Genomic DNA, 22,566 nt, shown 5'->3' on the forward strand with positions numbered 1-22,566 from the left:
TCCCGGAGTCCTCGGCCCGTGTTCGGTTCAGCCCAGAACGGCGTGCTTCTCGCCGCCCGTCTCCTCATGGCCTCGGCCCTGCTGCCGACCGGCATCGCGCGGGCGCTCAACGTTTCCGGTTTCGCCGTGACGCTGGCGGGCGCCGGCTGCCCCGCCTCGAACGCGGTCGCGACGGCGGCGGTGATCGTGCAGGTGTTCGGGCCGCTCGCGGTGATCCTCGGCGTGATGCCGCGGCTCACCGGACTCGCCATGGCCGGCTTCGTGGCCGGCATGGCGGCCCTGCTCCACCCGTTCTGGCTCCATGCCGGAGCCGCCGCGGTGACCGAGCGCAGCTTCCTCCTCGCCGATCTCGGCCTTGCCGGCGCCTTCCTGATGTATGCGATGACCGGCCCCGGCGCCTGGGGCTGGCAGGGCATTTTCCGCGCGGGCGACGCGCCGGCACCGGCCAAAGTCGCGGCCAAGGTCGCGTCCAAGGCTCCGGCGCGCGCCAAATCTACCGGCGTCAAACGGGCGGGCGGGCGGGCTCCGGCGCGGGCCGCGGCGTGATCGAGGCGAGGCTCTGAGGCGAGCCATCCGCAGGTTTCGGTACGGCCTCCGCGACCCGTCGTTGTCCCGAGACCTCCGCCCCCGCATCCGGCGCCAGCCGCCGGAACACGAAGAACGAGCCCGACGAGACGACGGCCACTCCGAGGAAGGCGAGGGGAAAATCTCCCGCCTCGATTCCCCCATGGCCGTGCCACGCGGCGGCACCCTCCAGAGCCAAGGCACCGATGGAGACGCCGAGGCTCAGCGAGAGCTGCTGCGCGACGCTGGCCAGGCTCGTTGCCGCGCTCATCTCGCGCGATTCGAGATCGGCATAGGCGATGGCGTTGACGCAGGTGAATTGCAGCGATCGGACGCAGCCGCCGAGCAGCAGCACGCTGACGATGATCCAGTGCGGCGTCTGCGCCGTGAACAGCCCGTTGGCGGCGAGAAAGGCGGAGGCGACCAGCGCGTTCGCCACCATCACCCGGCGGAAGCCGTGGGCGCGCAGGATGCGCGGTCCGATGATCTTGATGAGCAGTGCGCCCGCGGCCGCGGCGAAGGTGATGAGGCCGGAATGCAGCGGATCGAGCCCGAAGCCGATCTGCAGCATCAGCGGCAGCAGGAAGGGGATCGCGCCCGTCCCGATCCGGAACAGGCTTCCTCCCGTCACCGCCGCACGGAAGGTGTCGTGCTTGAGCAGATCGAGGCGGATGAGCGGGTGCTCGGTCCGCTTGGCGTGGCGCAGGTAGAACCCGACGAGGACGATCCCGCCCGCCATGCAGGCCCAGGACACGCCATCCGGCAGGAGGTGGCGCCCGGTCGAGGCGAAGCCGAGCATCAGCAGGGCGAGCCCGCCACCCGAGAGCAGGAAGCCGGCGACATCCAGCGGCGGACGCGTCTCTTCACGGATATCGCCGAAATACAGGGTCGCCAGCACGATGCCGGCCAGCCCGATCGGAATGTTGATGAAGAAGATCCAGCGCCAGTCGGCGTAGGTGGTGATGAAGCCGCCGAGCGGCGGCCCGAGGATCGGGCCGATCAGCGCGGGGATGGTGAGGTAGGCCAGCGCTCCGACGAGTTCGGATTTCGGCACCGATCGCAGGATCACGAGGCGGCCGACCGGCACCATCATCGCCCCACCGATCCCCTGCACGAAGCGGGCGGCGACGAAGCCGGTGAGCGAGTTCGCGGCGGCACAGGCGAGCGAGCCGGCCATGAACACGCAGAGCGCGACGCGGAAGACGTTGCGGGCGCCGTAGCGGTCGGCGGCCCAGCCCGAGACGGGGATGAAGATCGCGAGGCTGACGAGGTAGGCGGTCAGCGCGAGCTTGAGGGCGATCGGGTCCACGCCGAGGCTCGCCGCGATCGCCGGCAGCGCCGTGGCGATCACCGTCGAATCGGTGTTCTCCATGAACAGGGCGGTGGCGACGACGAGGGGGACGATCTGGGCAGGACGCATCGGCAGAGAGAAGCGCACGACGGGCCGATGGGTTGCGCAGGAGGGCGGCGAGGCTGAGGGGGAGTTGCGGAGGAGTCGCAGAGACGCAACGCTGAAATCTCGCGCCGGAGCGGGCGGATGAAACAACGTGGCGGAACGGTCACAGGCCCACGGGATACGCGCGCCGTCGCCCGTCGGATCCTTCCGGGGCCGCCGCCTTAAGGCTAGGCTTCCGCCCGAAAAGCGGTGCTGTCCGGCCTCGGCCGGGCGCGCATCCCCGAGCGTCCCAAGGCGCCGGACCCACATCCCGCGAAAGAGCCTGATGCCCCTGCGGTCGAATCATCGTTCCGGCTTGTCCCGCCTCGCGCTCGCCGCGTCCCTGCTCGCCGGCCTCGCCGGCTGCGGCGACGTCGTGCTCACCGACGGCGGCTCCCTCTCGCGCCGCGACCAGTTCGTCACCAGCGACGCGGTCGCCTCCGAATCCAAGCTGTTCATCGACCCGACCCTGCCGCAGACGGTGCGCACCGTGCGGATCGTGCCGACGGCCTTCACCGAGGCCGTGTCCGGTCCCGGCCTGACGCCGATCGAGCGGCGCGTGATCGCCAACGCCGCCGACCGAGCGCTCTGCTACGACCTCTCGCTGCGCTACAACATCGTGTCCTCTGGAAAAGCCGACCTGACGGTGCGCTCGGTGGTGACTCGGGTCGATCTCACCAACGTTCCGGCGTCCGGCGCCACCATTGCCGCCTCTGCGGCGATCACGGTGGCCGCTCAGGTCGGCATCGGCTTCGCCGACTTGGTCGGCAAGATCCCGGTGCCGCGGGTGCCGATCGGGCTCGGCAGCTTGACCATCGAAGCCGAGGCGCTCGACGCCCGCAACCGCCAGCGCGCGGCGATGATCTGGGCCGGCGCGGCCAATTCCTTCACCAACCAGGCCCGCTTCTCCGCGGCCGGCGATGCCTACGACCTCGCCGGCGAGTTCGGCCAGGATTTCGGCTCCTACCTCGCCACGGGCAAGGACCCGTTCAAGGGTGAGTTGCAACTCCCGACCTACGACCGCGTCCGCATCACCACGCTGGGCGAGGCGCCCCTCGATCCCGACTGCGAAGCCTTCGGCCGGGCCCCGGGCGTGGACGGCATCATCGGCGACATGATCGGCCTGCCGCCGGAATGGACCGACAAGGGACCGGGCGTGTCCGCGGCGCGCTGAGCCGCCGCTCGATCGCCTCCTCCACATCCCGTCATCGCGAGCGTGAGCGAAGCAATCCCGCGGCGCGGCCTCTTCGAAAGAGACAGCGCCCCGGATTGCTTCGGCTCCGCCTCGCAATGCCGAAAGGCGCTCAAGCCGCCTCGAACAACGGCACCTGGCGCATCTCCGGCACCAGCACCAACCCCTTGTCAGTGATGCGGATCTGGGGGATCACCGAGAGCGGGATCAGGTTGAAGCCCATATAGGGGATGCTGCAGCCGGCCCTCTCCCAGGCCCGCTTCATGGCCCTCACCTCGTCGGCCACCGCGCCGACGCGCTTGTCGGAGAGGAGCCCCGCCACCGGCAGCGGCACCATCGCGGTGACGGCCCCGTCCTCCACGACGCAGACCCCGCCCTGATGGACGGCGATGGCGTCGAGGGCCACCCGCATGTCGGCCTCGTTCAGTCCCGCGACGATGACGTTGTGCGAATCGTGGCCGACACTGCTCGCCACCGCGCCGCGCTTCAGGCCGAAGGCGGAGAGCAGCCCGTGGGCAATGCCGCCGGAGCGGCCGTGCCGCTCGATCACCGCGACATGGCAGAGATCGTGCGCCGCGAGCGTCGCCGGCCAATCGGCGCCGGGGATGAGCGCGACGCGCTCATGGCTCAGTTCGATGCCCGGCAGCGTCGTGCGGATCGCGTTGACCGTGCAGGGCCCAGCGGGCAGCGGCGGGATCAGCGCGGGCAGGGGATCGGGCAGGTGAACCGTCGCGTAGGCCGGCGCCGGGTAGCGGTAGGGCCGGGCGAGCGCTTCTTCGAGACGCGGCGTCGGTTTACGGTCCTCCACCACCCGTTCGCCGCCGTACCACGTCGCCTGCGGCACGAGATCGTCGTTCAGGAGCACGAGGTCGGCCCGGCGCCCGCCGCCGAGGCCGCCGATCTCGCCGTCGAGGCCGTAGCGGGTTGCCCCGTGCAGCGAGCCCATGGCCCAGGCCGCGGGTTTGGGGATGCCGAGGGCCACCGCCTCGCGCACCACCCAATCGAGGCCGAAGGCGAGGAGGTCGTCGGCGTCGCGGTCGTCGGTGCAGGCGCAGACCCGCTTCCAGGCAGCCCCGTAATCGGTCACGGCGCCGATCGCCTTCGGCAACGAGTGCCACGGGGTCGTTGGCGGTCCGCCGCGCAGAAAAATCCAGAGACCGGCCTCCAAGAGGTCGTCGGCGATGTCGGCGTCCACCGCCTCGTGGGTGTCGGTGACGCCGCTCGCGGCGTAGGGCGCCACGAAATCCCGGCCGTAGACGTGGCCCGAGACCGGACGGCCGCGCTCAAGGGCGGCGCGGATGATGGCATGCGCCCGCTCGTCCCCGGCGGCAACCGCAACGAAATCCATCTTCTCGCCGAGCCCGATCGCCTCGGGCCACGTATCGAACAGCCCGGCGATCTTTTCCGCCGTCAGGTCACCGCCCGCGGTCTCGAGCTCCGGCGTGGTGGCGGGCACCGTGCTCGGCACGGTGAGGAAGATGTTGAGCGGCGCCGCGCGCGCGTCCTCCAGCATCCATGCGACGCCGTCCACGTCGAGCACGTTGCCGATCTCGTGGCTGTCGCAGACAATCGTGGTGGTGCCGTTGATCAGCGCGGCCTCCGCGTAGGCGCAGGCCGTCACCATGCTGCTCTCGATATGCAGATGCGGATCGACCAGCCCCGGCGCGATCAGGCCGCCGCGCGCATCGAAGCGCGGGGCGTTGCCGCGATGGTGGCCCGCCGGCTTCACCGCGGCGATGCGCCCGCCCGCGATCCAGATCTCCCGGTCGGGCAGGATGCGCTCGGAATAGGTCGAGAGCACCCGCGCGCCGGTGATGACGAGATCGGGCTCGGCGCGACCCGCGGCAACCTCGGCGAGGCGCCGCGTCATCTGCGCCAGCGGGGCAACGGCGAAGCGGTTGAGGGGTTTGGCGGTCATCGGGGCCTTCCGGCTTGCGCGGGCTCTCGGACGGAACGCGCAGGCATCGTGCCACGAAATGGGGGCGGGGTGCAGCCGCCCGTGACGCGTCAGTCCTCGTCGTCCGCCTCGGCGCCGACAGGCTGCCCTCGAAATCCGGCGGCCAGCACGTAGAGCTCGCTCGAATCCGCCCGGCTCGCCGCTGGCTTGACGTGGCGTACGGTGGCGAAGTCGCGCTTCAGGTCGGCCAGCAGGCTGACCTCGGTGCCGCCCTGGAACACCTTGGCCAGGAAGGCGCCGCCCGGTGCGAGGATCTCGGCGGCGAAGGCGGCTGCGGATTCGGCGAGCCCGATGGTGCGCAGGTGGTCCGTCTTCTTGTGGCCGGTGGTGTTGGCGGCCATGTCGGATAGGACGAGGTCGGCCTTTCCGCCCAGCAGCTCGGTCAGGCGCTCGGGCGCACTCGCGTCGAGGAAGTCGAGGGTGATGAAGGTGGCGCCCGCCATCGGCTCGACGTCGAGCAGATCGATGCCGACGATGCGCCCGCTCTCGCCGATGATCTTCGCCGCCACCTGCGACCAGCCGCCGGGCGCCGCGCCGAGATCGACGATCCGCTGGCCGGACTTCAGGAGCTTGAAGCGCTCGTCGATCTCTATCAGCTTGAACGCTGCGCGGGAGCGATAGCCCTCGCGCTTGGCGCGGGCGACATAGGGGTCGTTGAGCTGGCGCTCCAGCCAGCGCTTCTGGGAGAGGGTGCGCCCGCGGCCGGTCTTCACCCGCTGCTTCAGGTCGCCGCGCAGACCGCTCGTTCCGCCTCGCCGGTCGCTCATGATCTCGATCCCTTCACGAGCCCGTCCCTAACGTGGTCCGTCCGGCCCGTGAAGTGCACAGGACTTTTGTTTCCGCATCGTCCTTTTCCGAAAGCCGGTGGCCACCTTTCGGGACGATGCTTTAGCGATACCGCCCGCGGCGCCAGACGCCGTCCTCGCGCATCATGTTCATGAGCAGGCCCTCGCGCAGGCCGCGGTCGGCGATACGCAGGCGGTCCGAAGGGAAGACTCGGCGGATCGCCTCCAGGATGGCGCAGCCGGCGAGCACGAGATCGGCCCGGTCGCGGCCGATGCAGGGATTGTCGGCGCGCTGTTCGAGACGGGTGTCGAGCAGGTCCTCGATCGCGTCGCCGACCTCACCGTCGTTCATCCAGAGCCCGTCGACCCGGCGCCGCTCGTAGCGGGCGAGCCGCAGGTGCATGGCGGCGAGCGTCGTCACGGTGCCCGAGGTGCCGAGCAGGTGGAAATAAGGGGCGGTAGCCGCCGCCGCCGCTCGGATCGCGAAGGGGGAGATCAGGTCGCCGACCTCCTCCACCATGCCCTCGAAGGTGCGCCGCGTGACCTCGGTGCCGCCGTGGCGCTCGGCCAGCGTCACCACGCCGACAGGCAGCGAATCCCAGGCGCGGATGCGTAGGGTAGGATCGGTCGAGGGGTTGGCCGCGGCGCCGTCGAGCCACGCGATCTCGGTGGAGCCGCCACCGATGTCGAAGATCACGACCGATTCCGCCCGCGGGTCGGCGAGCGCGGCGCAGCCGGTGACCGCGAGATAGGCCTCGGTCTGCCGGTCGACGATCTCGAGGTCGAGCCCGACCTCGGCACGCACCCGCGCCACGAACTCGGCGCCATTGACGGCGAGCCGGCAGGCCTCGGTGGCGATCACCTTGGAGCGGGCGACGGCGCGGGACTTCATCTTGCCCCGGCAGATGCGCAGGGCCTCCACCGTGCGCTCGATCGCCGCCTCGGTGAGGTGGTTGGAGTTGCCCAGGCCCTCGCCGAGCCGGACGATGCGGGAGAAGGCGTCGATCACCCGGAAGCCGTTGGGCGTCGGCTCGGCGATCAGCAGGCGGCAATTGTTGGTGCCGAGATCGAGCGCGGCGTAGGCGTCGCGACGGCCATGACGCCCGGTTTCGTAGTGTGGGGGATAGCTCTCGATCGGGCGTCCGCCCGTGACCGTGCGGGGTCCCTCCCGCGATGTCTGCGGGTCGGCGGTGGGGCGGGCCGACACGGCGGCGGCGCTCTCATCCCTCATCGACGCGACCGAACTTCCTGGCGATGCGGCCCGGCAAGGCGCTGGGCCATCGTGGCACCAAAGCTACAGGCGTTGTTCGGGAACTGCAAAGGCTGGATGGCCGCCCTTACACGATTTGCCGCATGGATTTGTCTCGGGTTGAAAGGGATCAGCCCAGCTCACGCTGAGGCTTCGGCGCTGCACCCACCGTGTAGCGGCGGCCCTTCCACACCGCCTGGCCGGCGCGACCCGGCCGCAGCAGCACGTTCCATTGGATCGCCAGCGCCGTGCTGACGGTGAGCGGGTGGAGGAGGATCGTCACCGGCGGTTCGGCTACCCGGAGGGTGATCGCCGCGCGGGTGCCGAGCGAGACGAGAGCGGCAGCACCCGCCACGGCGGCGGCCTTACCGGTCCCCAGCGCCAGGGCGGCGGCGAGGACGAGCCAGGGCAGGACGTGGCCGCCGAACAGCAGCAGCGTCCAGATGGGAAGCGCGGCGGGCGTCGCCATGCCCTCGTGCGCGTTCTTCGAGAAGCCGGCCCAGGACTGCGAAAAATTCCGGTACATCCGGCAGGTAGCGAGCGCGTGGCCCGCCACGAGATCCGTGCGAAAGCCGCGCTCGCGCAGCAGCCGCGGCAGGCGCACGCCGTCGTGCAGCGAGGTGCGGATCGCATCGTGACCGCCGGTGGCCGTGTAGGCCTCGCGCGCGATCAGGATCATCTGCCCGCAGGCGGCACCGAGCGAGGTCCGAGGCGAAGCGCGCATCAGGGCGACCGGCAGGTAGCCGAGCATCAGGAAGTCGATCATCGGCACGGTCAGGCGCTCGCCGAGGGTTTCCATCACCTGCCGCGGTACGCCGCTGACGAGATGAGCGCCGCTCCTCGCGGCATGCGCGGCGAGGGCCGCCGCGCCATCCGGCGCCAGCGTCACGTCGGCATCGAGGAACAGCAGGCGCTCGCCCCGCGCCTCGGCGGCCAGGGCGACGCAGGCGTGATTCTTGCCGGTCCAGCCCTCGGGCAGGGCCGGCACGGAGATCAGCCGAAGGCGTGGATCGGTGCCCGCGATGCGCGCGACGATGGCCGCGGTGTCGTCCGTCGAGTGATCGTCGCCGACGATCACCTCGACCGGGACGCCGCGGCTCGCGAGCGCCGCCCGCGCCGTGCCCTCGATCACCGCCGCTTCGTTGCGGGCGGGAATCAGGATCGAGACGAGACCATCGGTCCGAGCGGCTTCGGGCGTGCGAAGGATCGCGAGGTTGACCGCCGCCAGCCCTGCCGGAAGCAGGGCCAGCGCAAGGGCGATGATCGCGAGAACGAGGAGCGCCAGCGTCATCGGGTCCGCATCTCCTGACCATCGCCGTCCCGGTGCCCCGGCTCGAAGCGGCGGCCGGTCAGCGCGGCCGCGAGCCGCCGCCAGCCGTCATAGACGCCACCGACGCCGCGTCGTCCCGCCACCAGTGTCTCGAACCGGGCCGGCTCGCGGGCGACTACGTCGTCCGAGAGCCGGTCGAGGGTCGCGGTCAGCGCTGTCTCCAGCCGGGCGAGGCGCTCGGGGCGGGGGAGGGCCAGCAGCTCGGCGGCCGCGAACGGGGCGCCGAAGGCGATAAAAGCTTCCGCACCGCGCTCCTCCCAGAAGGCATATTCCACGGCGAGCGGCAGGATGGTCGCCTCAGGCGCGATCTCGGCGAGCCGTGCGACACCGGGCTTCAACCCGAGCGGACGGGCCCGCACATCGGCGAAGCGGCCCTGCGCAGTGATCCAGATCGCGCGGTTCGGCGCACTCAGGATCGAGCGGGACGCCGAAAGGAACTGCGCAGCGCCCCGCGCGCTGTCGAGATCGACAGGGAAGGCACCCATCTTCCGGAAGATGCCGTACTTCTCCAGCATCGCGGCATCGAACGGCGCGAAGCTCTCGCGCTTCGAAAACAGCCGGTCGGCGGCGACGATCAGGATCGCCGCATCCCACCACGCCGGATGGTTGGAGTAGATCACCAGCGGGGCCACACCCGTCGCGTCGGCCGGAACGCCCCAGCGGGCGAGCCGCAGGGCGTTCAGGTGGCGCCGCACGAAGCGGTCGAAATAGGCAGCCATGAACCGCCAGAGCCGCGGTGAACGCTCGGGCGACTTTGTCGACCGCATCATGACAGGGAAGCTCAGGCGCTCTTGCGCAGTTCCGGTTCTCCGCTGCCGCGCAGATCCTGATCGAGGGCATCGGCCGCGATCCAGCCCGACATCATCACCATCGGCATGCCCGGCCCCGGATGGGCGGCGCCGCCCGCGAGATAGAGGCCGCGCACCTCCCGCGAGCGGTTGCCGGGCTTGAACGCGCCCATCATCCGCCCGTGCGAGGCCAGCCCGTAGATCGCGCCGTTCAGAACCTTGTAGCGGTCGTGGATATCCTGCGGCGTGAGGTGGCGCTCGAAGACGATGCGTTCCTCGAGGTCCGGCATACCGCCGGTGCGCTTGAGCTTCTCCAGGATCGTCCGGCGATAGGCCGGGAACATCTTCGACCAGTCGTGGTGCGGGCGCAGATACGGCGTGTGGACGAGGACGTAGAGCGCCTCCCCCCCCTCGGGTGCCACGCTCGGATCGGTGGAGGAGGGGGCGGCGAGATAGGCGGTCGGGTCGGGGGCCGGCTCGCCCTTGCGGTAGATGAAGTCGAACTCCTCCTCCGGGTCGCGGGAGAAGACGAAATCGTGATGGTTCAGGTGCTCGTAGCGTTGTTTCAGCCCGAGATAGAGCACCACACCCGAGCAGGCCGGTTCGAAGCTCTTCTTCTCGTAGGACTTGCCGACCTCGCCGCCGACGAGCTCGCGGTAGGTGCGCACCGAATCCATGTTGGAGATCACGGCGTCATAAGGCGTGATGCCGTCGCGGGTGCGCAGGCCGCGGAGCTGACCGTTCGCAATGTCGAGACCGAGCACCTCGTCGGCGGGCTTCATCGTGGCGCCGAGTTCGGTGGCGAGCCGCATCAGCCCCTCGGCGACCGCGCGGGTGCCGCCCATCGGGTACCAGACGCCTTCGGCCGTCTGCATGTGGGCGATGGCGCAGAGCACCGCCGGCGCGCCGTAGGGCGAGGAGCCGACATATTGCACGAAGTGGTCGAGCATCTGCGCGAGGCGCGCATCCTTGACCTTGCCGCGGATCGTGCTCGCGACGGTGGCGTGCATGCGAAGCGACAGCACGTCGCGCAGCGTACCGGGCTTCATGTTGGCGCGAAGGTCGATCGTGTCGAACAGGTCCTGCACCGCCTTCCAGAAGAAGAATCTCTCCGACACGCCGTGCAGGTGCTCGGAAACGGCGATGAACTTCTTGTAGCCTTCACCCACTCCTTGGCCGGGCGCGAACCGGTCCATGGAGGCGGCCATGGCATCGACATCCTCGATCAGGTCGACGCGTGAGCCGTCATCGAAGAAGCAGCGCCATTGCGGGTCGAGGCGGCGCAGATCCATGTAATCGTGCACTGAGCGCCCGGCCTCGGCGAAGATGCGCTCGAGCACGCGCGGCACGGTGAGGATGGTGGGGCCCATATCGAAGCGGAAGCCGCCCTCGCGCAGCACCGCGGCCTTGCCGCCCATCCAGTCGTTCTTGTCGTAGACCGTGACGCGATGCCCGCGGGCTGCCGCCACGCAGGCGGAGGCCAGTCCGCCGAGCCCGCTTCCGACGACCGCGACCGAAGAACCCTGGCTCATTGGAAACGCGTCTCCCGCGGGCCTGAAAAGCAGACCATCAAAGCGAAGCTAGATGCGGATGGGGACGGGTCAACGTGCCACCCGGTCGCGCACCGTCCATTCCGCGCCGCGGGCTGTGGACAGGTGCTTGAGGAAATTGCCGATCTCCCGGCGCCGCTGATCGGATTCGAGTACATCGGTACCGACCCCGAGGCGCCATGCCCGTTGGCTGCGGGCCGGACCGTCACGGTCGGCAAGGTCCTCGACCTCGCTCGAATAGGCCTCGACGGCCGCATGATCCTCGGCAAGCCCGGCGGAGACGACTTCTTCGGCGCTCAGCCGCAACATCGCGGCGAGTTCGTCGAAATCGGTTTCCGGGTGGTACTGCGTGCCCCAGAACAGGCCCCGGCCCCAGCGAATCTCGATCGCCTGCACATCGAGGACGTCGTTGGCGGCGAGAACCCGCGCGCCGGGCGGGGCGCTCAGCACGGCGTCGAGATGGATTGCGGGCGCGTCCCAGGCGAGACCACGGCCGGCGAGCAGGGGGTGCGCCGCGCCATCGCCGACCGCTGCGATGCGGCGGGCGAAGCCGTATTCCGGCCCGCGCGGATTCGCGCCGACATCTCCGCCCGCGACCGCTGCGGCGACCTGCATGCCCCAGCACGAGCCGAACACCGGCAGGCCGGCCTCCAGCGCCGCGCGCATCAGGTCGAGCTGGCGCCGCACGGCCGGACCGTCCTCGGCGAGCCGCAAGGTGGAACCGGTGAGCACCATGCCGTCGAACCCATCGAGCCCGATCCCGGCCTCGGCATCGGCGGGGTTCACCAGCGTGCAGGCCGCTTCGGGCGCGAGGTCGGTCACCACCGCGGCAAAAGCCTGCGAGGCGGTTCGGCCGACGGCGTCCACGCGCATCGCTCGACCGTCGCGGTCATTGCCGTCAGCGATCAGCAGGCGCAGCATCGGGTTTGTCATGAGTGCGGGGCGGCTTCCGAGACAGAACAGGTCGGGCGATCGCTGCCTCTGCCCGATCCAGCTCTTCCGGTCGCGAGCACAGGTCGCCGCAGGGCGATCCGCCTCAGATCCGCTTGCGGCCCACTGCCCCGACCGCAACCGCCAGCCCTACAGCCGCCAACCCCGCCAGCACACCCCAGGCGGGCAAAGCGGCGGACACCCCCTCGCCGAGTGCCGCCTGATAGGCCTCGATCGCCCAGGCGTTGGGTGTCAGCCAACCGGCCTGTTGCAGCCAGGGAGGCATGAGGAAGCGGGGCACCATGCTGCCGCCCACCGCCGAGAGCAGCAGCACGCCGAAGGTCGCAGCGAGATGCGCCTGCTGCCGGGTGGCCGAGAGGGAGCAGGCAGCGAGCGCGAGGCCGGCCGCCATGGCGGAGACGAGGATCGAGGTGACGAGCCAGCCGATCCAGTGGCCGGAGACATCGACGCCGTGCAGCAGCGCGGCGGCGGAAAAGATCAGCCCGGCCTGCACGACGCCCTGGCCGAGCAGGAACAGGAACTTGCCCATCACGATGACCGGCAGGCCGCCGGGACCGGCGGCGAGACGATCGGCGAGGCCGCCCTCCCGCTCGTCCACCAGGGAGAGCGCCCCCTGCATCGCCGCGAACAGCAGGAACACGGCGGCGATGGCGCCTGCATAGTAGCTCACCCGCTCGTTGCCGCGCCCGCTCGCCGCCGTGCGGGTCTCGACGAGGCGGGTGAAAGAGAAGGGCTCTTTCTTCGCCCGCTGCTCGGCGAAGGCCTCGTCGAGGAAGGCGCGCTCATCCGGGCCGATCTTTCCGGAGCGCTCCACGTCCGCGACGATGCGCGAGAGCACCACGTCGGGCAGGGCGTCGTTGAGGGCGCGCTGGAGCTGACCCAGCGCGATCGGCGTGGCGAGCGCCCGCGAGGGGCTCTCGATCAGCAGCACCGGCTGGCTCGGCGTCGCGCTTGCCCTCTGCGTGCCGCCCGGGGCCGCGAGGTCGCCGCGCAGCACCAGGGCCACATCGACCTCGCCGCGGCGCACCGCGCGGAGGGCGGCCGCTTCATCCGCCACGTTCAGACGCTCGACGCGCAGCGACGGCTCGGCCTCCAGCGCCGTGACGAGGCGCTGCGTGGTGGCGGTGCCCGCGAGGTCGGCGAGTCCGAGATGGATGCGGATGCGGTCGCCGATCGCGCCCGAGAAGATCGCCGCGAAGATCGCGAAGATGACGGTGGGAAGCACGAAGGCCATGGTCAGCGCCGCGCGGTCGCGCAGGAGCGAGAGCCACATCACCCGAAACGCCGCCGCGATCACGCCGCCGTCTCCAGGCTGGAATCCTCGGCGAGGCTGTCCCGATAGAGGGTTTCCAGGCCGGGGCGGCGCACGCGGATCTCGGCCACCGGCACGCCGGTGGCGCGCAGCGCGGCAAGCAGGGCCGCTCCGTCGAGCCCGCCCGCCGCACCGTGGTCGGCGCGCCAGAACCGCGCGTCGCCCGCGAGCGGCGAGAAGCCGGAACGCCGCAGGGCCGCCTCGGCGGTGGCGTCCGGCGGGCTCTCCAGCACCGCCTCGTGCTCGGGCGGAGCAGCCTCGAGCGGACGCATCAGCGCGGCGAGCGGACCCTCAAGCCGGATCCGCCCGTCGGCGAGGATGGCGACGCGGTCGGCGAGGCGCTCCGCCTCGGAAAAATCGTGGGTGCTGATGGCGAGGCCGGCGCCGCCCGCACGCAGACCCGCCAGCACCGCGTGGATCGCTGCGCGCGCGTCGAGATCGACCCCCTGGGTCGGCTCGTCGAGCAGGATCAGGTCGGGGGATGCGAGCAGGCTCGCGGCGATGTTGACCCGGCGCTGGTAGCCGCCCGAGAGCGTGGCGACGATGCGTCCCGCGACGTCGGGAAGGGCGCACCGCCCGATCGCCGCAGCGACCGCCCCGCGCCGCTCTCCCCGCCCCAGGCCGGCGAGCCGGGCGAAGACGTCGAGGTTCTCCGTAACGGTGAGACGCGGGTAGAGTGCGATCTCCTGGGGTACGAATCCGATCCGCTTGCGCGTCGCCCGGTCGGCATGGGGGTCGCCGCCCAGCACGCGCACGGAACCGGCATCAGGCCTGAGCCGTCCTGCGAGCAAGCGGATCAGGCTGGTCTTGCCGGCCCCGTTCGGACCGAGCAGCGCCAGCGTCGTCCCGCGCACAACGGTGAGGTCGAGCCCGCGCAGGGCCGGCCGGCCGCGATAGGCGAGGGCGGCCCCCTCGACGGTGGCGAGGGGCGGAGCGGCGGCGCTCATCGGACGCCCGTCAGCGCCGCGGCAGGGGACGGGCGAGGCGAACCCGCACCGCAGCACCGGGCTCGCGCAGGTCGAAGCTCGCGCTGGAAAAATCCGGCCGGGCCCGGCGCCCGACGGCGCCGGAGAAGCCGTAGGGCTCCAAGGGCAGGCCGAGGCCCGTCCGGTCGAGCCGGCTGTTGCCGTTCTCGTCCTGGAAGGCGGCGACCGCCCAGACCCCTGCGGGCACGTCGGTGAAGACGAAGCGCTCGGCGCCGCCGCGGTTCGGGACGCTCCGGCCGATCGGGCAGGCGGCCTCACTCAACCCGCGCTGGCAGAGGGTGACATACACGTCGCCCGGCCCCGGCTCGGCGCCCTCGACGATCACCTCCAGGCTCGCCGCCCGCGCCGGGCTCGCGAGGGCGGCCAGCATGGCGAGACCTGAGAGAAGGGCCGCCCGCATCAGCTCGGGTCGCCCTGTGTGGCAAGCGGCGAGGTCGTCGGCAGGTCGGCCAGGATCGCGGGGGCCTGCTCCTTGGCGAGATCCTCGATCAGGAGGCGGGCGGAGATGCGCGCGCCCTCATAGATGACGGGAAGGCCGGAGCCCGGATGGGTACCGCCGCCGACGAGGTAGAGCCCCGGCCCGAAGCGGTTGTGCGGGCGGAACCACAGCATCTGCAGCAGATCGTGGGCGAGGTTGAAGGTCGCGCCCTCGTGCACCGCGAACTCGTCGCGCCAGTCGCGGGGATCGACCACGCGCTCGTAGCGGATGCGGCTCTCGATGTCGTGGAGCCCCAGGAGCTTCAAGCGCTCGAGCACCAGCTTGCGGTAGCTCGGGCCGATCGCCTCCCAATCGATGCCCGACTTCAGGTTCGGCACCGGCACCAGCACGTAGAGGGCGGTGTGGCCGGGCGGCGCCATGCCGCCATCGGTGAAGCCCGCGTGCTGCACGTAGATCGAGGGCTCCATCGGCAGCGTGCCGCCGGTGATCTCCTTGATGTTGCGCTCGTATTCCTTGGCCAGCAGGATCGTGTGGTGGCCGAGGCTCTCGGGCATTTTACCCTCCAGCCCCAAGTAGAGCATGTAGGTCGAGCACGAGAGCCGGGCCTTGCCGATCTTGGCGTCGCGCCAACGCGGACGCCGCTTCTCCGGCACGAGGTCGCGGATCACCTTGGCGAAGTCGCCGTTCACGACGACCGCGTCGGCCTTCAGCGTCTCACCACCCACGACCACTCCGCAGGCGCGCTTGCCCTCGAACAGCACCCGCTCGACGGATTGGCCGAGGCGGATGTCGACGCCCATGCGGCGGGCGAGTCCGGCCATCGCCTCCGAGACCGCGCCGCAGCCGCCGACCGGATGATAGACCCCGTGCTCGTACTCGAGGAACGAGAGGATCGTGAACAGGCTCGGGCAGCGGAAGGGCGACATCCCGAGATATTTGGTCTGGAACGAGAAGGCGAGGCGCACCCGCGGGTCGGCGAAGTAGCGCCTCAGATCCCGATCTACGCTTCGGCCGGGATGGAGGTGAGGGAGCGCCGCGAGCATCGCCGGGCTCGCCATCGACAGGAAATTGTCGAAGGGCTGCTCCAGCACCGGCTTGAAGTAGTTCAGCTTGGTCCGGTTCTCTTCGAAGAACTTTTCGACGTTCTCGGCATCGGCGGGGGCGAGGCGGGCGATCTCCTCCCTGAGCCGAGGTACGTCTCCGGTGGCGCGGATCTGCCCCGAGACGCCGTCCTCGCCCTCGAAGACGAGGTTGTATTGCGGGTCGAGCCGCTCCAGCCGGACGTGATCCTCCAGGCGCTCGCCGCAGGATTCGAAGATGTCGGCCAGGATCTGCGGATAGAGGAAGAAGGTCGGGCCGATATCGAAGCGGTAGCCGCCCGGCGCCTCGACGGTCTTGGTGCGACCGCCGACCGTCGCGTCGCGCTCGATAATGGTGACGTGCAGGCCAGCTTTGGCCAGGAGCAGCGCGGTGGCGAGCCCGCCGGGGCCAGCCCCGACGACGACGACGCGGCGGCCCGACAGGGTACGCAAACCTTTCCGCGACTGCAGCAACGCCCCAAGACTCCCGACCTGAAATTGTGGAGGCAATCTTGGCCGGACTCGGCCCAGCTGCAAGGGGCGCGGATTGTCGCGTGCCACCGGTCTCAACAGAAACCGGCTAACAGTGCCTCACAAAATTCCCGGTCCCTGACCGTTCTCGCCCTGGCGACGACAGCGCGGCGGGAGTTTTGTGAGAGACACTCAGCATCGCCCGGAATCGCGCGGATTCAACCTCAGGCGGTCCGCGCGAGATCGCAGCCTGATGCTCTCAGGCCCGCCCCCGGCGCTTCAGCGGGAGCACCGCGGCGGCGCCGATCTGCGGGCCGGTCTCGGCGTCGAGATCGGGCACGGCGATGATCGGCGCGCCGCGCAGATCCCGGCGCATGACGATGGCGCCGCGCTCCTCCAGGTAGCCGAGCATCCGCCGCGCACGCCCCGCCGAGGAGGTACCGTAAGCCTCCGCGAGGGCCGCGTCGGACGGGCAGGGCGCTCCTTCGAGCGCGGTGCGGGCAATGAGCAGGAACAGCCCGGCGAGATCCTCGGGCAGGCTGGCGGCGATCTCCTGCGCCCGCTCCCAGCCCGGCCCCTCGGCGGTGGCACCCTGGACACCGGCCCGGGCCACGGCGAGCCGGCGCTTGAATTCAGGCAGGCCCATCGCCTCGCCGCCGATCCGGCGGATGCGGCAGCGCACGGTGAAGTCCTGGTAGAGCGTGGCCGGCGTGCAGGCGGCGGCGTCCGAGTCGGCGAGGACCGAGGCCAGGATCTCAGCCATCGCCGCCTCGCGCTCGGCCGGGTCCATCGACTCCTCCTCCGGCAGATCCTCGCGGACCGGCGGGCGGTAATTGGCGAGCTGGACCAGCACGTCGGGCCCCGGCGCCCGCGCGGGCTTCGGCCGAGGGGCGGGGAGGGGCCGCGCCTCTTCCTCGGGAGAGGCCGTCATGATCAGGGCGCGCGCCTCCTCGCCCATGGTCGGCAGCGGCAGCAGGGCGGGGGCGGCGTTGCGGCTCTCGGTCACCGTCGGACCGATGGCGATCGGCAGCGGACGCTTCGAGATCGCCGGCCCGAGGCCGACGAAATGCCCGCGGGCCAGATCGCGAAAGGTCTCGGCCTGGCGGCGGTCGAGTCCGAGCAGGTCGGCGGCACGCGCCATGTCGATGTCGAGGAAGGTGCGACCCATCAGGAAGTTCGAGGCTTCCGCCGCGACGTTCTTGGCGAGCTTGGCCAGACGCTGCGTGGCGATGATCCCGGCGAGCCCCCGCTTTCGCCCGCGGCACATCAGGTTGGTCATGGCGCCAAGCGAGAGGCGGCGGGCCTCGTCCGACACCTCGCCCGCGGCGGCGGGGGCAAAGAGCTGCGCCTCGTCCACCACCACCAGCATCGGGTACCAGAGCGAGCGGTCGGCATCGAACAGGCCGCCGAGGAAGGCGGCGGCGGCGCGCATCTGGTCCTCGGCGTCGAGCCCTTCCAGCGAGAGCACGACGGACACCCGATGCTCGCGCACGCGCGCGGCGATCCGCAGGAGTTCGGCCTCGTTGCCATCCGCCTCGACCACGACGTGGCCGTAGCGCTCGGCCAGCGTGACGAAGTCGCCTTCGGGGTCGATGATCGCCTGCTGCACGAGGCCCGCGCTCTGCTCCAGCAGACGGCGCAGCAGGTGCGACTTGCCCGAACCGGAATTGCCCTGGACGAGGAGGCGCGTCGCCAGAAGCTCGGTGAGGTCCATCGTCCCGGACCCGTCGCCGGCCCGCCCCAGATCGATCTCGTAGCCCATCCCGTACCCCGCTGGCGCCCAAACTTTCTAACATGCGCGGGGCGGCCGGGGTCCGCGCTGGCCCGAGCCGTCCACAGGCGGGAGGCCGCAGCCGCTTATTGCGGCTTCAGCCCATGTGCCGCCGCCCGGCCAGATGATGCAGCGCGATGGCGCCGGCCGTCGCGACGTTGAGCGAATCGAAGCCCGGCGCCATGGCGATCCGCACACGGCGGGCCCGTGCCATCAGCGATTCGGGCAGTCCGGGCCCCTCGGTGCCGAGCAGCAGCAGCGCTCGCGGAGGCGGCTCCAAGGCATCCAGCGTCTCACTGCCGCCGGGGGTCAGCGCCAGCGGCGTCAGGGTGTGGCGCTCGGCCAGGTCGAGCAGCGCCGCCCCGCTCGCCGCACGGGCGAAGGGCACGGTCAGCGCCGCGCCCGCCGAGACGCGGATGGCCTTGCGGTAGAGGGGATCGCAGGTCTCGGCATCGAGCCAGACCGCGTCGGCGCCGAAGGCGGCGGCGTTGCGGAACAGGCCGCCGACATTGTCGTGGTTGGTCAGCCCCACCAGCCCGACGACGAGGGCCGGGGCAGGAGCCGCCGGGATCAGTGCCTCGGGCACCGGCTCGGCGCCGCGCAGGCCCACCGCCAGCACGCCGCGGTGGATCGGGAAGCCCGCCACCGCGCTCATCACGTCCTTGCCGGCCAGATAGACCGGCGGACCGTCCGCGCGGGCCGCGAACACGTCGGAGAGGCCAGCCCAACGCTCGGGCGCCAGCAGCACCGATTCCGCGGCGAAGCGGGCGCCGGCGGAGAACAGCAGCCGCAGGGTCACCTCGCCCTCGACGATGAAGCGGCCCTGCCGCCCCACGAGGTCGCGCTCGCGCACGTCCCGGTAGGCGGAGAGCCGCGGGTCGTCCGGATCGTCGATGGCGATCGGTTCGAACAAGCGCGGGTTTAAGCGCGGCCGCCGCCCATGCGCATGGCGAGCGGGTCGGCTTCCTCCTTCTTCGGCACCTTCACCAGGGCCTCTCCGTCGAGCACCACCTCGTCTCCGACGGAGCAGGTGCAGGCGAGGCGGGCGCGGCGGCGCTCGGGGATCAGCTCGGCGACCTCGACCTTCACCTCGACGACGTCGCCGATGCGCACGGGCGCGCGGAAGTTCAGGGTCTGCGAGATATAGACTGCGCCCGGCCCCGGCAGGCGGGTGCCGAGCACTGCCGAGATCAGGCCGGCAGTGTAGAGACCGTGGGCGATGCGGGTGCCGAAGGGCGTGCGCGCGGCGAAGTGTTCGGACAGGTGGATCGGGTTGCGATCGCCGGTGATCTCGGCAAAGCCCACCACGTCGGAGGAGGAGATCTCCTTCCTGAGGATCTCGGTGAGCCCGACTTCGAGATCCTCGAAATAGAGCACGCGCAGTTCGGGCAACATGTCCAACGCCTCCCGGTCCGGACCGCCGCTCGACGGGCGGCTTGGCTATCCTTTGGCAGTCCTTTCGCCTCGCACAGCCGCGCGCGCAAATCCAGACGGACAATAGGCCGAGAGGGTTTCCGGACGGGAAGGCCCCTCGACAGGGCTGGGCGCCTCGGGCAATCACCGGCCCGCCTCGCTCCACCCTCGGGAACCCGCCGGTGCCTCGTCTGCCGCCCTCGCCGGGCCTGCGCCCGGTCGTCGCCCGCGTGGCGGCGCTGAACTTGAGCTATTTCGGCATCGAGATCGCGGTCGCGCTCGCCATCGGCTCGGTGGCGCTCATCGCCGACAGCCTCGACTTCCTCGAAGACGCCGCGATCAACCTTCTGATCTTCGTAGGGTTGAGCTGGAGCGTGCGCAACCGGGCACGGCTCGGCACCCTGCTCGCCGGCATCCTGCTGGTGCCGGGCCTCGCCACGGCTTATGCGGCCTACGAGAAATTCTCCGAATTCACCGCACCGTCCCCCGTGCCGCTGACGCTGACCGGCCTCGGCGCGCTTCTCGTCAACCTCACCTGCGCGCTGATGCTCGCCCGCCACCGCGACGGGCATGGCAGCCTGACCCGCGCGGCCTATCTCTCCGCCCGCAACGACGTCGCCGCCAACGTCGCGATCATCGTCGCCGGTCTCGTCACCGCGCTGACGCTCTCGCCCTGGCCGGACCTCGTGGCGGCAGGAGGCATCGCCGTCATCAACGCCGATTCCGCCTTCGACGTGCTCAAGGCCGCCCGCCGCGAATGGCACGCGGCGGCCGAGGAGGCCGCGTCGCAGGCACGCGCCTGATCCTTCCCCCCGAACTTCGAATTTACGGACCCCGTGCTGCGCCTCTTTCCTCTTTCCGACCTGCATCTCGAACGGCGCCGTCCGGAGATGATTCCGCCGCCCGCGGCACCCTTCGACGTGCTCGTCTGCGCCGGCGACCTGCACGAGGGCCAACCCGAGGCCGGGCTCGCCACGGTGCTGGCGCTGGCGGGCGAGCGGCCGGTGGTGCTGGTGCCGGGCAACCACGAGCACTACGCCCCGACCGGCGATCCGCGCACCGCGCCGGAACTCCTCGCCGCGCTCGAACGCAAGGTCGCCCGGCTGAACGAGCTGGGGAGCCGCATCCATCTGCTCCAGGGCGGGCAGGCCGCCGTGATCGGTGGCGTGCGCTTCGTCGGCACGACGCTCTGGAGCGACTGGTCGCTCGCCGGGCGCTGGCTCACCGACGACACGCCCGACCGGCCCGACGATCCGGTCGCCTATGCCGCCGCACGGATGACCGACCCCGTCACGGGTTCGCGGGAATATCGCGGCTCGATCCGCCGGGCCGACCGCGAACCTTGGTCGCCGGCGGACGCGATGGAGGCGCATGGCCGCGAGAAGGCGGCGTTCCTCGAAGCCCTGGCCCGGCCGCATGACGGGCCGACGGTCGCGGTCACACACCATCCGCCGAGCCCGCTCGCCGCCGACGCGTTCCGCGACGCGCCCGGCGTGCCGTGGTGGGTGCCGGCCTTCTACGCCACCACAATCCTCGACGACCTGCCCGAGGCGGACCGTCCCGATCTCTGGATTTCCGGCCACTTCCACGCCGGGCACGATCTTCGGATCGGACGCACCCGCTGGCTCGCCAACCCCGTGGAAGGGCAGACTTTTCGGAGCGATCTCACCGTTGCGGTGGGATAACGATCCCATCCACGAAACCCGACGCGGGCCTCGTGCGTAAGGTCCCGGCACGCCACAGGCAGGCAAAGCCAACAAAAAATCCGGGAGATTCGCCATGAACGCTTTCATCGCCGTCGTGCTCGTCTGCGCCAACGGCATCCCGCAGCAGGATTGCAACGACGACCGGGCGAGCGAGGTGCGCAAGGTGCGCGTGGCGAACGAACTCGGCTGCACCAGCGGCTGGCAGGAGATCATCGCCCGAACCGACCTGCGCGACGAGGTCGGCAAGACGAGCTACCTCAAGACCGAGTGCCGCCGAGTGAAGGAGCGCGAATAGCGCAGAGCGTTGCCTCTCCGACGTCGCCTCCGCGCCGGAATCTGCTATTCAGGCGCGGCCGAACTCTGAATTCCGCGTGAGCGGGCAGGGTCGGCGCAGATTTTCGCCGATCGTCGAGAGACTGATGCGCCTGAAGTTCGGACTTGCCGCCCTGCGTTGGCCCACCTTGGGCATGCTGGCCGCCCTGTCCGTCGCTGGGCCGGCCTTCGCCGCCGCCCCGCCGGCCCAGCCGGCGGAGGGTCCTGGGGGCATCGGCGATAAGTCTGCCACGATCACCAAGCGTGCGGTGGGCAAGGCGAGTGCGGCGACCTACGCCTTCTACAAGGCCGGTCCGGCGCCCGAGGGCGGGCGGCCGGTCGCGGTTTTCCTGCACGCCTGGGGCGCAACGAACCCGCAGGCCTACGGCGCCTGGATCGACCATCTCGCCCGCAACGGCTGGCTCGTGCTGTTCCCGCGCTTCCAAGAGGTGAACCGCACCCGGCCCGCGGACGCGCCGGCCACCGCTGCGCGCCTGCTCAAATCCGCGTTTGCCGACCTCGCGAACGACGCTGATGCGAAGCCGGATACCGGCCGCCTCGCCCTGATCGGCCACTTGGCCGGCGCGCCGCTCGCCGCCCACCTCGCGGCGGAAGCCGGGCAGGAAGGTCTGCCCGTGCCGAAGCTCGTCTACGTCGTGATGCCCGGTGGCATCGCCCGGGATGCCAAGTCCCGCGGCATCCCGCTCGGCGACCTCGAGGGTATGTCGCCCAAGACCCTGCTGGTGACGGTGATCGGCGACCGGGACGCGCGTGCCGCCGACGCTGCCGCCCGCCGCATCCTGCGCGACGCCCATTCCGTGCCGCCGGAGCGCAAGCTGTTCGTGCGGGCGCTCTCGGACGACCACGGCTTCCCGGCGCTGACCGCGACGCTCGCCTCGCCCGCCGGGCTCGATGCGGCCTATGACGGTGGCGCGATCAAGCTGCCGCCGGACCCGCCGGGGGAGAAGCCGCCGCCCTTCCGCTGGTCGGCGGACATGGCGCTCTCGGGCGAGCAGACCACCCTGGTCTCGCAGATCAACAACGCCCGCGCCGACAGCCTCGATTTCCTCGCCTTCTGGCGCACCTTCGACATGGCGGCGGCGGCGGCCTTCGCGGGTAAGGACGCCCAGAGCCTGAAGAACGACCCCGCCTTCAGCGACATGCGCCGTTGGGGCGACGGCTGGCCGGTCAAGCGCCTCGGCGTCGAGATGCCGAAGGTGCCGGCGACGCCCGCCGCCGTGCAGCGCTGATCGCCGCACCCCGTTCGAAACCGCAG

Annotated in this window: 21 protein-coding genes; 6 read left to right on the forward strand and 15 right to left on the reverse strand. The window is 70.9% G+C overall.

Translation table 11 applies throughout. The annotated features are described in order from the left end of the window. Positions 1–18 precede the first annotated feature (18 nt). Positions 19–546: a DoxX family protein gene (locus FHU13_RS13915; RefSeq protein ID WP_183436473.1), complete on the forward strand. Its 528-nt coding sequence runs from the start codon at positions 19–21 to the stop codon at positions 544–546. On the opposite strand, the gene FHU13_RS13920 is transcribed toward FHU13_RS13915, so the two are convergent. Then, a complete protein-coding gene (locus tag FHU13_RS13920) occupies positions 503–1,984 on the reverse strand; it encodes an MFS transporter (protein ID WP_183436474.1) in 1,482 nt (493 codons plus the stop codon). The two genes, FHU13_RS13915 and FHU13_RS13920, sit on opposite strands and share 44 nt — an antisense overlap. 301 nt (positions 1,985–2,285) lie before the next feature. Here FHU13_RS13920 and FHU13_RS13925 point away from each other — a divergent pair, with 301 nt between their 5' ends. Next, positions 2,286–3,173, forward strand: coding sequence for a DUF3313 domain-containing protein (locus FHU13_RS13925; protein ID WP_183436475.1), 888 nt, complete (start codon positions 2,286–2,288; stop codon positions 3,171–3,173). A gap of 130 nt (positions 3,174–3,303) precedes the next feature. Here FHU13_RS13925 and FHU13_RS13930 read toward each other — a convergent pair whose 3' ends face one another. The 14 genes from FHU13_RS13930 to croR form a co-directional block, all read right to left on the reverse strand. Next, complete coding sequence (locus FHU13_RS13930) at positions 3,304–5,109, reverse strand: adenine deaminase C-terminal domain-containing protein (RefSeq protein ID WP_183436476.1); 1,806 nt, start codon at positions 5,107–5,109, stop codon at positions 3,304–3,306. A gap of 89 nt (positions 5,110–5,198) precedes the next feature. Then, entirely contained in the window at positions 5,199–5,915 is a 717-nt protein-coding gene (locus tag FHU13_RS13935) for an RlmE family RNA methyltransferase (protein ID WP_183436477.1), read from the reverse strand. Between the two features lie 121 nt (positions 5,916–6,036). After that, positions 6,037–7,164 carry a Ppx/GppA phosphatase family protein gene (locus FHU13_RS13940; protein ID WP_183436478.1) on the reverse strand — a complete coding sequence of 376 codons (1,128 nt, stop codon included), beginning with the start codon at positions 7,162–7,164 and terminating at the stop codon, positions 6,037–6,039. Positions 7,165–7,312: 148 nt separating this feature from the next. Next, complete coding sequence (locus FHU13_RS13945) at positions 7,313–8,473, reverse strand: glycosyltransferase family 2 protein (protein ID WP_183436479.1); 1,161 nt, start codon at positions 8,471–8,473, stop codon at positions 7,313–7,315. Further along, positions 8,470–9,282 carry a lysophospholipid acyltransferase family protein gene (locus FHU13_RS13950; protein ID WP_183436480.1) on the reverse strand — a complete coding sequence of 271 codons (813 nt, stop codon included), beginning with the start codon at positions 9,280–9,282 and terminating at the stop codon, positions 8,470–8,472. Before FHU13_RS13950 ends, FHU13_RS13945 begins: the two co-directional genes overlap by 4 nt. A gap of 11 nt (positions 9,283–9,293) precedes the next feature. Further along, positions 9,294–10,832 (reverse strand): phytoene desaturase family protein, encoded by a 1,539-nt coding sequence (locus FHU13_RS13955; RefSeq protein WP_183436481.1) that lies wholly within the window; start codon positions 10,830–10,832, stop codon positions 9,294–9,296. A 69-nt stretch (positions 10,833–10,901) separates the two neighbouring features. Next, a complete protein-coding gene (locus FHU13_RS13960) occupies positions 10,902–11,783 on the reverse strand; it encodes a type 1 glutamine amidotransferase (RefSeq protein WP_183436482.1) in 882 nt (293 codons plus the stop codon). 103 nt (positions 11,784–11,886) lie between these two features. Beyond that, positions 11,887–13,098: an ABC transporter permease gene (locus FHU13_RS13965; protein ID WP_183436483.1), complete on the reverse strand. Its 1,212-nt coding sequence runs from the start codon at positions 13,096–13,098 to the stop codon at positions 11,887–11,889. Further along, positions 13,095–14,060 carry an ABC transporter ATP-binding protein gene (locus FHU13_RS13970; protein WP_183436484.1) on the reverse strand — a complete coding sequence of 322 codons (966 nt, stop codon included), beginning with the start codon at positions 14,058–14,060 and terminating at the stop codon, positions 13,095–13,097. The genes FHU13_RS13965 and FHU13_RS13970 overlap by 4 nt, the downstream gene beginning before the upstream one ends. 10 nt (positions 14,061–14,070) lie before the next feature. After that, the gene (locus FHU13_RS13975; RefSeq protein WP_183436485.1) at positions 14,071–14,499 is read right to left on the reverse strand and encodes a DUF2141 domain-containing protein; all 429 of its coding nucleotides are present in this window, start codon (positions 14,497–14,499) and stop codon (positions 14,071–14,073) included. Beyond that, entirely contained in the window at positions 14,499–16,091 is a 1,593-nt protein-coding gene (gene crtI / locus FHU13_RS13980) for a phytoene desaturase family protein (RefSeq protein WP_183436486.1), read from the reverse strand. Before crtI ends, FHU13_RS13975 begins: the two co-directional genes overlap by 1 nt. 256 nt (positions 16,092–16,347) lie before the next feature. Beyond that, positions 16,348–17,850 carry a helicase HerA domain-containing protein gene (locus tag FHU13_RS13985; RefSeq protein ID WP_183436487.1) on the reverse strand — a complete coding sequence of 501 codons (1,503 nt, stop codon included), beginning with the start codon at positions 17,848–17,850 and terminating at the stop codon, positions 16,348–16,350. Between the two features lie 106 nt (positions 17,851–17,956). Then, the gene (locus FHU13_RS13990) at positions 17,957–18,772 is read right to left on the reverse strand and encodes an RNA methyltransferase (protein WP_183436488.1); all 816 of its coding nucleotides are present in this window, start codon (positions 18,770–18,772) and stop codon (positions 17,957–17,959) included. A gap of 8 nt (positions 18,773–18,780) precedes the next feature. Continuing rightward, positions 18,781–19,254 (reverse strand): 3-hydroxybutyryl-CoA dehydratase, encoded by a 474-nt coding sequence (gene croR, locus FHU13_RS13995; RefSeq protein WP_056203233.1) that lies wholly within the window; start codon positions 19,252–19,254, stop codon positions 18,781–18,783. 200 nt (positions 19,255–19,454) lie between these two features. Between croR and FHU13_RS14000 the strand changes: the two genes are divergently transcribed. The 4 genes from FHU13_RS14000 to FHU13_RS14015 all read left to right on the forward strand — a co-directional run bounded on the left by FHU13_RS14000 (position 19,455) and on the right by FHU13_RS14015 (position 22,540). Then, a complete protein-coding gene (locus FHU13_RS14000; protein ID WP_183436489.1) occupies positions 19,455–20,075 on the forward strand; it encodes a cation transporter in 621 nt (206 codons plus the stop codon). Between the two features lie 33 nt (positions 20,076–20,108). After that, complete coding sequence (locus FHU13_RS14005; RefSeq protein ID WP_183436490.1) at positions 20,109–20,957, forward strand: metallophosphoesterase; 849 nt, start codon at positions 20,109–20,111, stop codon at positions 20,955–20,957. 94 nt (positions 20,958–21,051) lie between these two features. Then, positions 21,052–21,273 (forward strand): hypothetical protein, encoded by a 222-nt coding sequence (locus FHU13_RS14010; protein WP_183436491.1) that lies wholly within the window; start codon positions 21,052–21,054, stop codon positions 21,271–21,273. Positions 21,274–21,397: 124 nt separating this feature from the next. Continuing rightward, complete coding sequence (locus FHU13_RS14015) at positions 21,398–22,540, forward strand: chlorophyllase/cutinase-like alpha/beta fold protein (protein WP_183436492.1); 1,143 nt, start codon at positions 21,398–21,400, stop codon at positions 22,538–22,540. The last annotated feature ends 26 nt before the right edge of the window (positions 22,541–22,566 follow it).

This window comes from Methylobacterium sp. R2-1 (assembly GCF_014191355.1).
GTDB lineage: Bacteria > Pseudomonadota > Alphaproteobacteria > Rhizobiales > Beijerinckiaceae > Methylobacterium.

Coding starts and splice junctions, on each gene's coding strand:
- FHU13_RS13920 (WP_183436474.1), bottom strand. CDS start 1,984: ATGCGTCCTGCCCAGATCGTCCCCCTCGTCGTCGCCACCGCCCTGTTC.
- FHU13_RS13925 (WP_183436475.1), top strand. CDS start 2,286: ATGCCCCTGCGGTCGAATCATCGTTCCGGCTTGTCCCGCCTCGCGCTC.
- FHU13_RS13930 (WP_183436476.1), bottom strand. CDS start 5,109: ATGACCGCCAAACCCCTCAACCGCTTCGCCGTTGCCCCGCTGGCGCAG.
- FHU13_RS13935 (WP_183436477.1), bottom strand. CDS start 5,915: ATGAGCGACCGGCGAGGCGGAACGAGCGGTCTGCGCGGCGACCTGAAG.
- FHU13_RS13940 (WP_183436478.1), bottom strand. CDS start 7,164: ATGAGGGATGAGAGCGCCGCCGCCGTGTCGGCCCGCCCCACCGCCGAC.
- FHU13_RS13945 (WP_183436479.1), bottom strand. CDS start 8,473: ATGACGCTGGCGCTCCTCGTTCTCGCGATCATCGCCCTTGCGCTGGCC.
- FHU13_RS13950 (WP_183436480.1), bottom strand. CDS start 9,282: ATGATGCGGTCGACAAAGTCGCCCGAGCGTTCACCGCGGCTCTGGCGG.
- FHU13_RS13955 (WP_183436481.1), bottom strand. CDS start 10,832: ATGAGCCAGGGTTCTTCGGTCGCGGTCGTCGGAAGCGGGCTCGGCGGA.
- FHU13_RS13960 (WP_183436482.1), bottom strand. CDS start 11,783: ATGACAAACCCGATGCTGCGCCTGCTGATCGCTGACGGCAATGACCGC.
- FHU13_RS13970 (WP_183436484.1), bottom strand. CDS start 14,060: ATGAGCGCCGCCGCTCCGCCCCTCGCCACCGTCGAGGGGGCCGCCCTC.
- FHU13_RS13975 (WP_183436485.1), bottom strand. CDS start 14,499: ATGCGGGCGGCCCTTCTCTCAGGTCTCGCCATGCTGGCCGCCCTCGCG.
- FHU13_RS13985 (WP_183436487.1), bottom strand. CDS start 17,850: ATGGGCTACGAGATCGATCTGGGGCGGGCCGGCGACGGGTCCGGGACG.
- croR (WP_056203233.1), bottom strand. CDS start 19,254: ATGTTGCCCGAACTGCGCGTGCTCTATTTCGAGGATCTCGAAGTCGGG.
- FHU13_RS14010 (WP_183436491.1), top strand. CDS start 21,052: ATGAACGCTTTCATCGCCGTCGTGCTCGTCTGCGCCAACGGCATCCCG.
- FHU13_RS14015 (WP_183436492.1), top strand. CDS start 21,398: ATGCGCCTGAAGTTCGGACTTGCCGCCCTGCGTTGGCCCACCTTGGGC.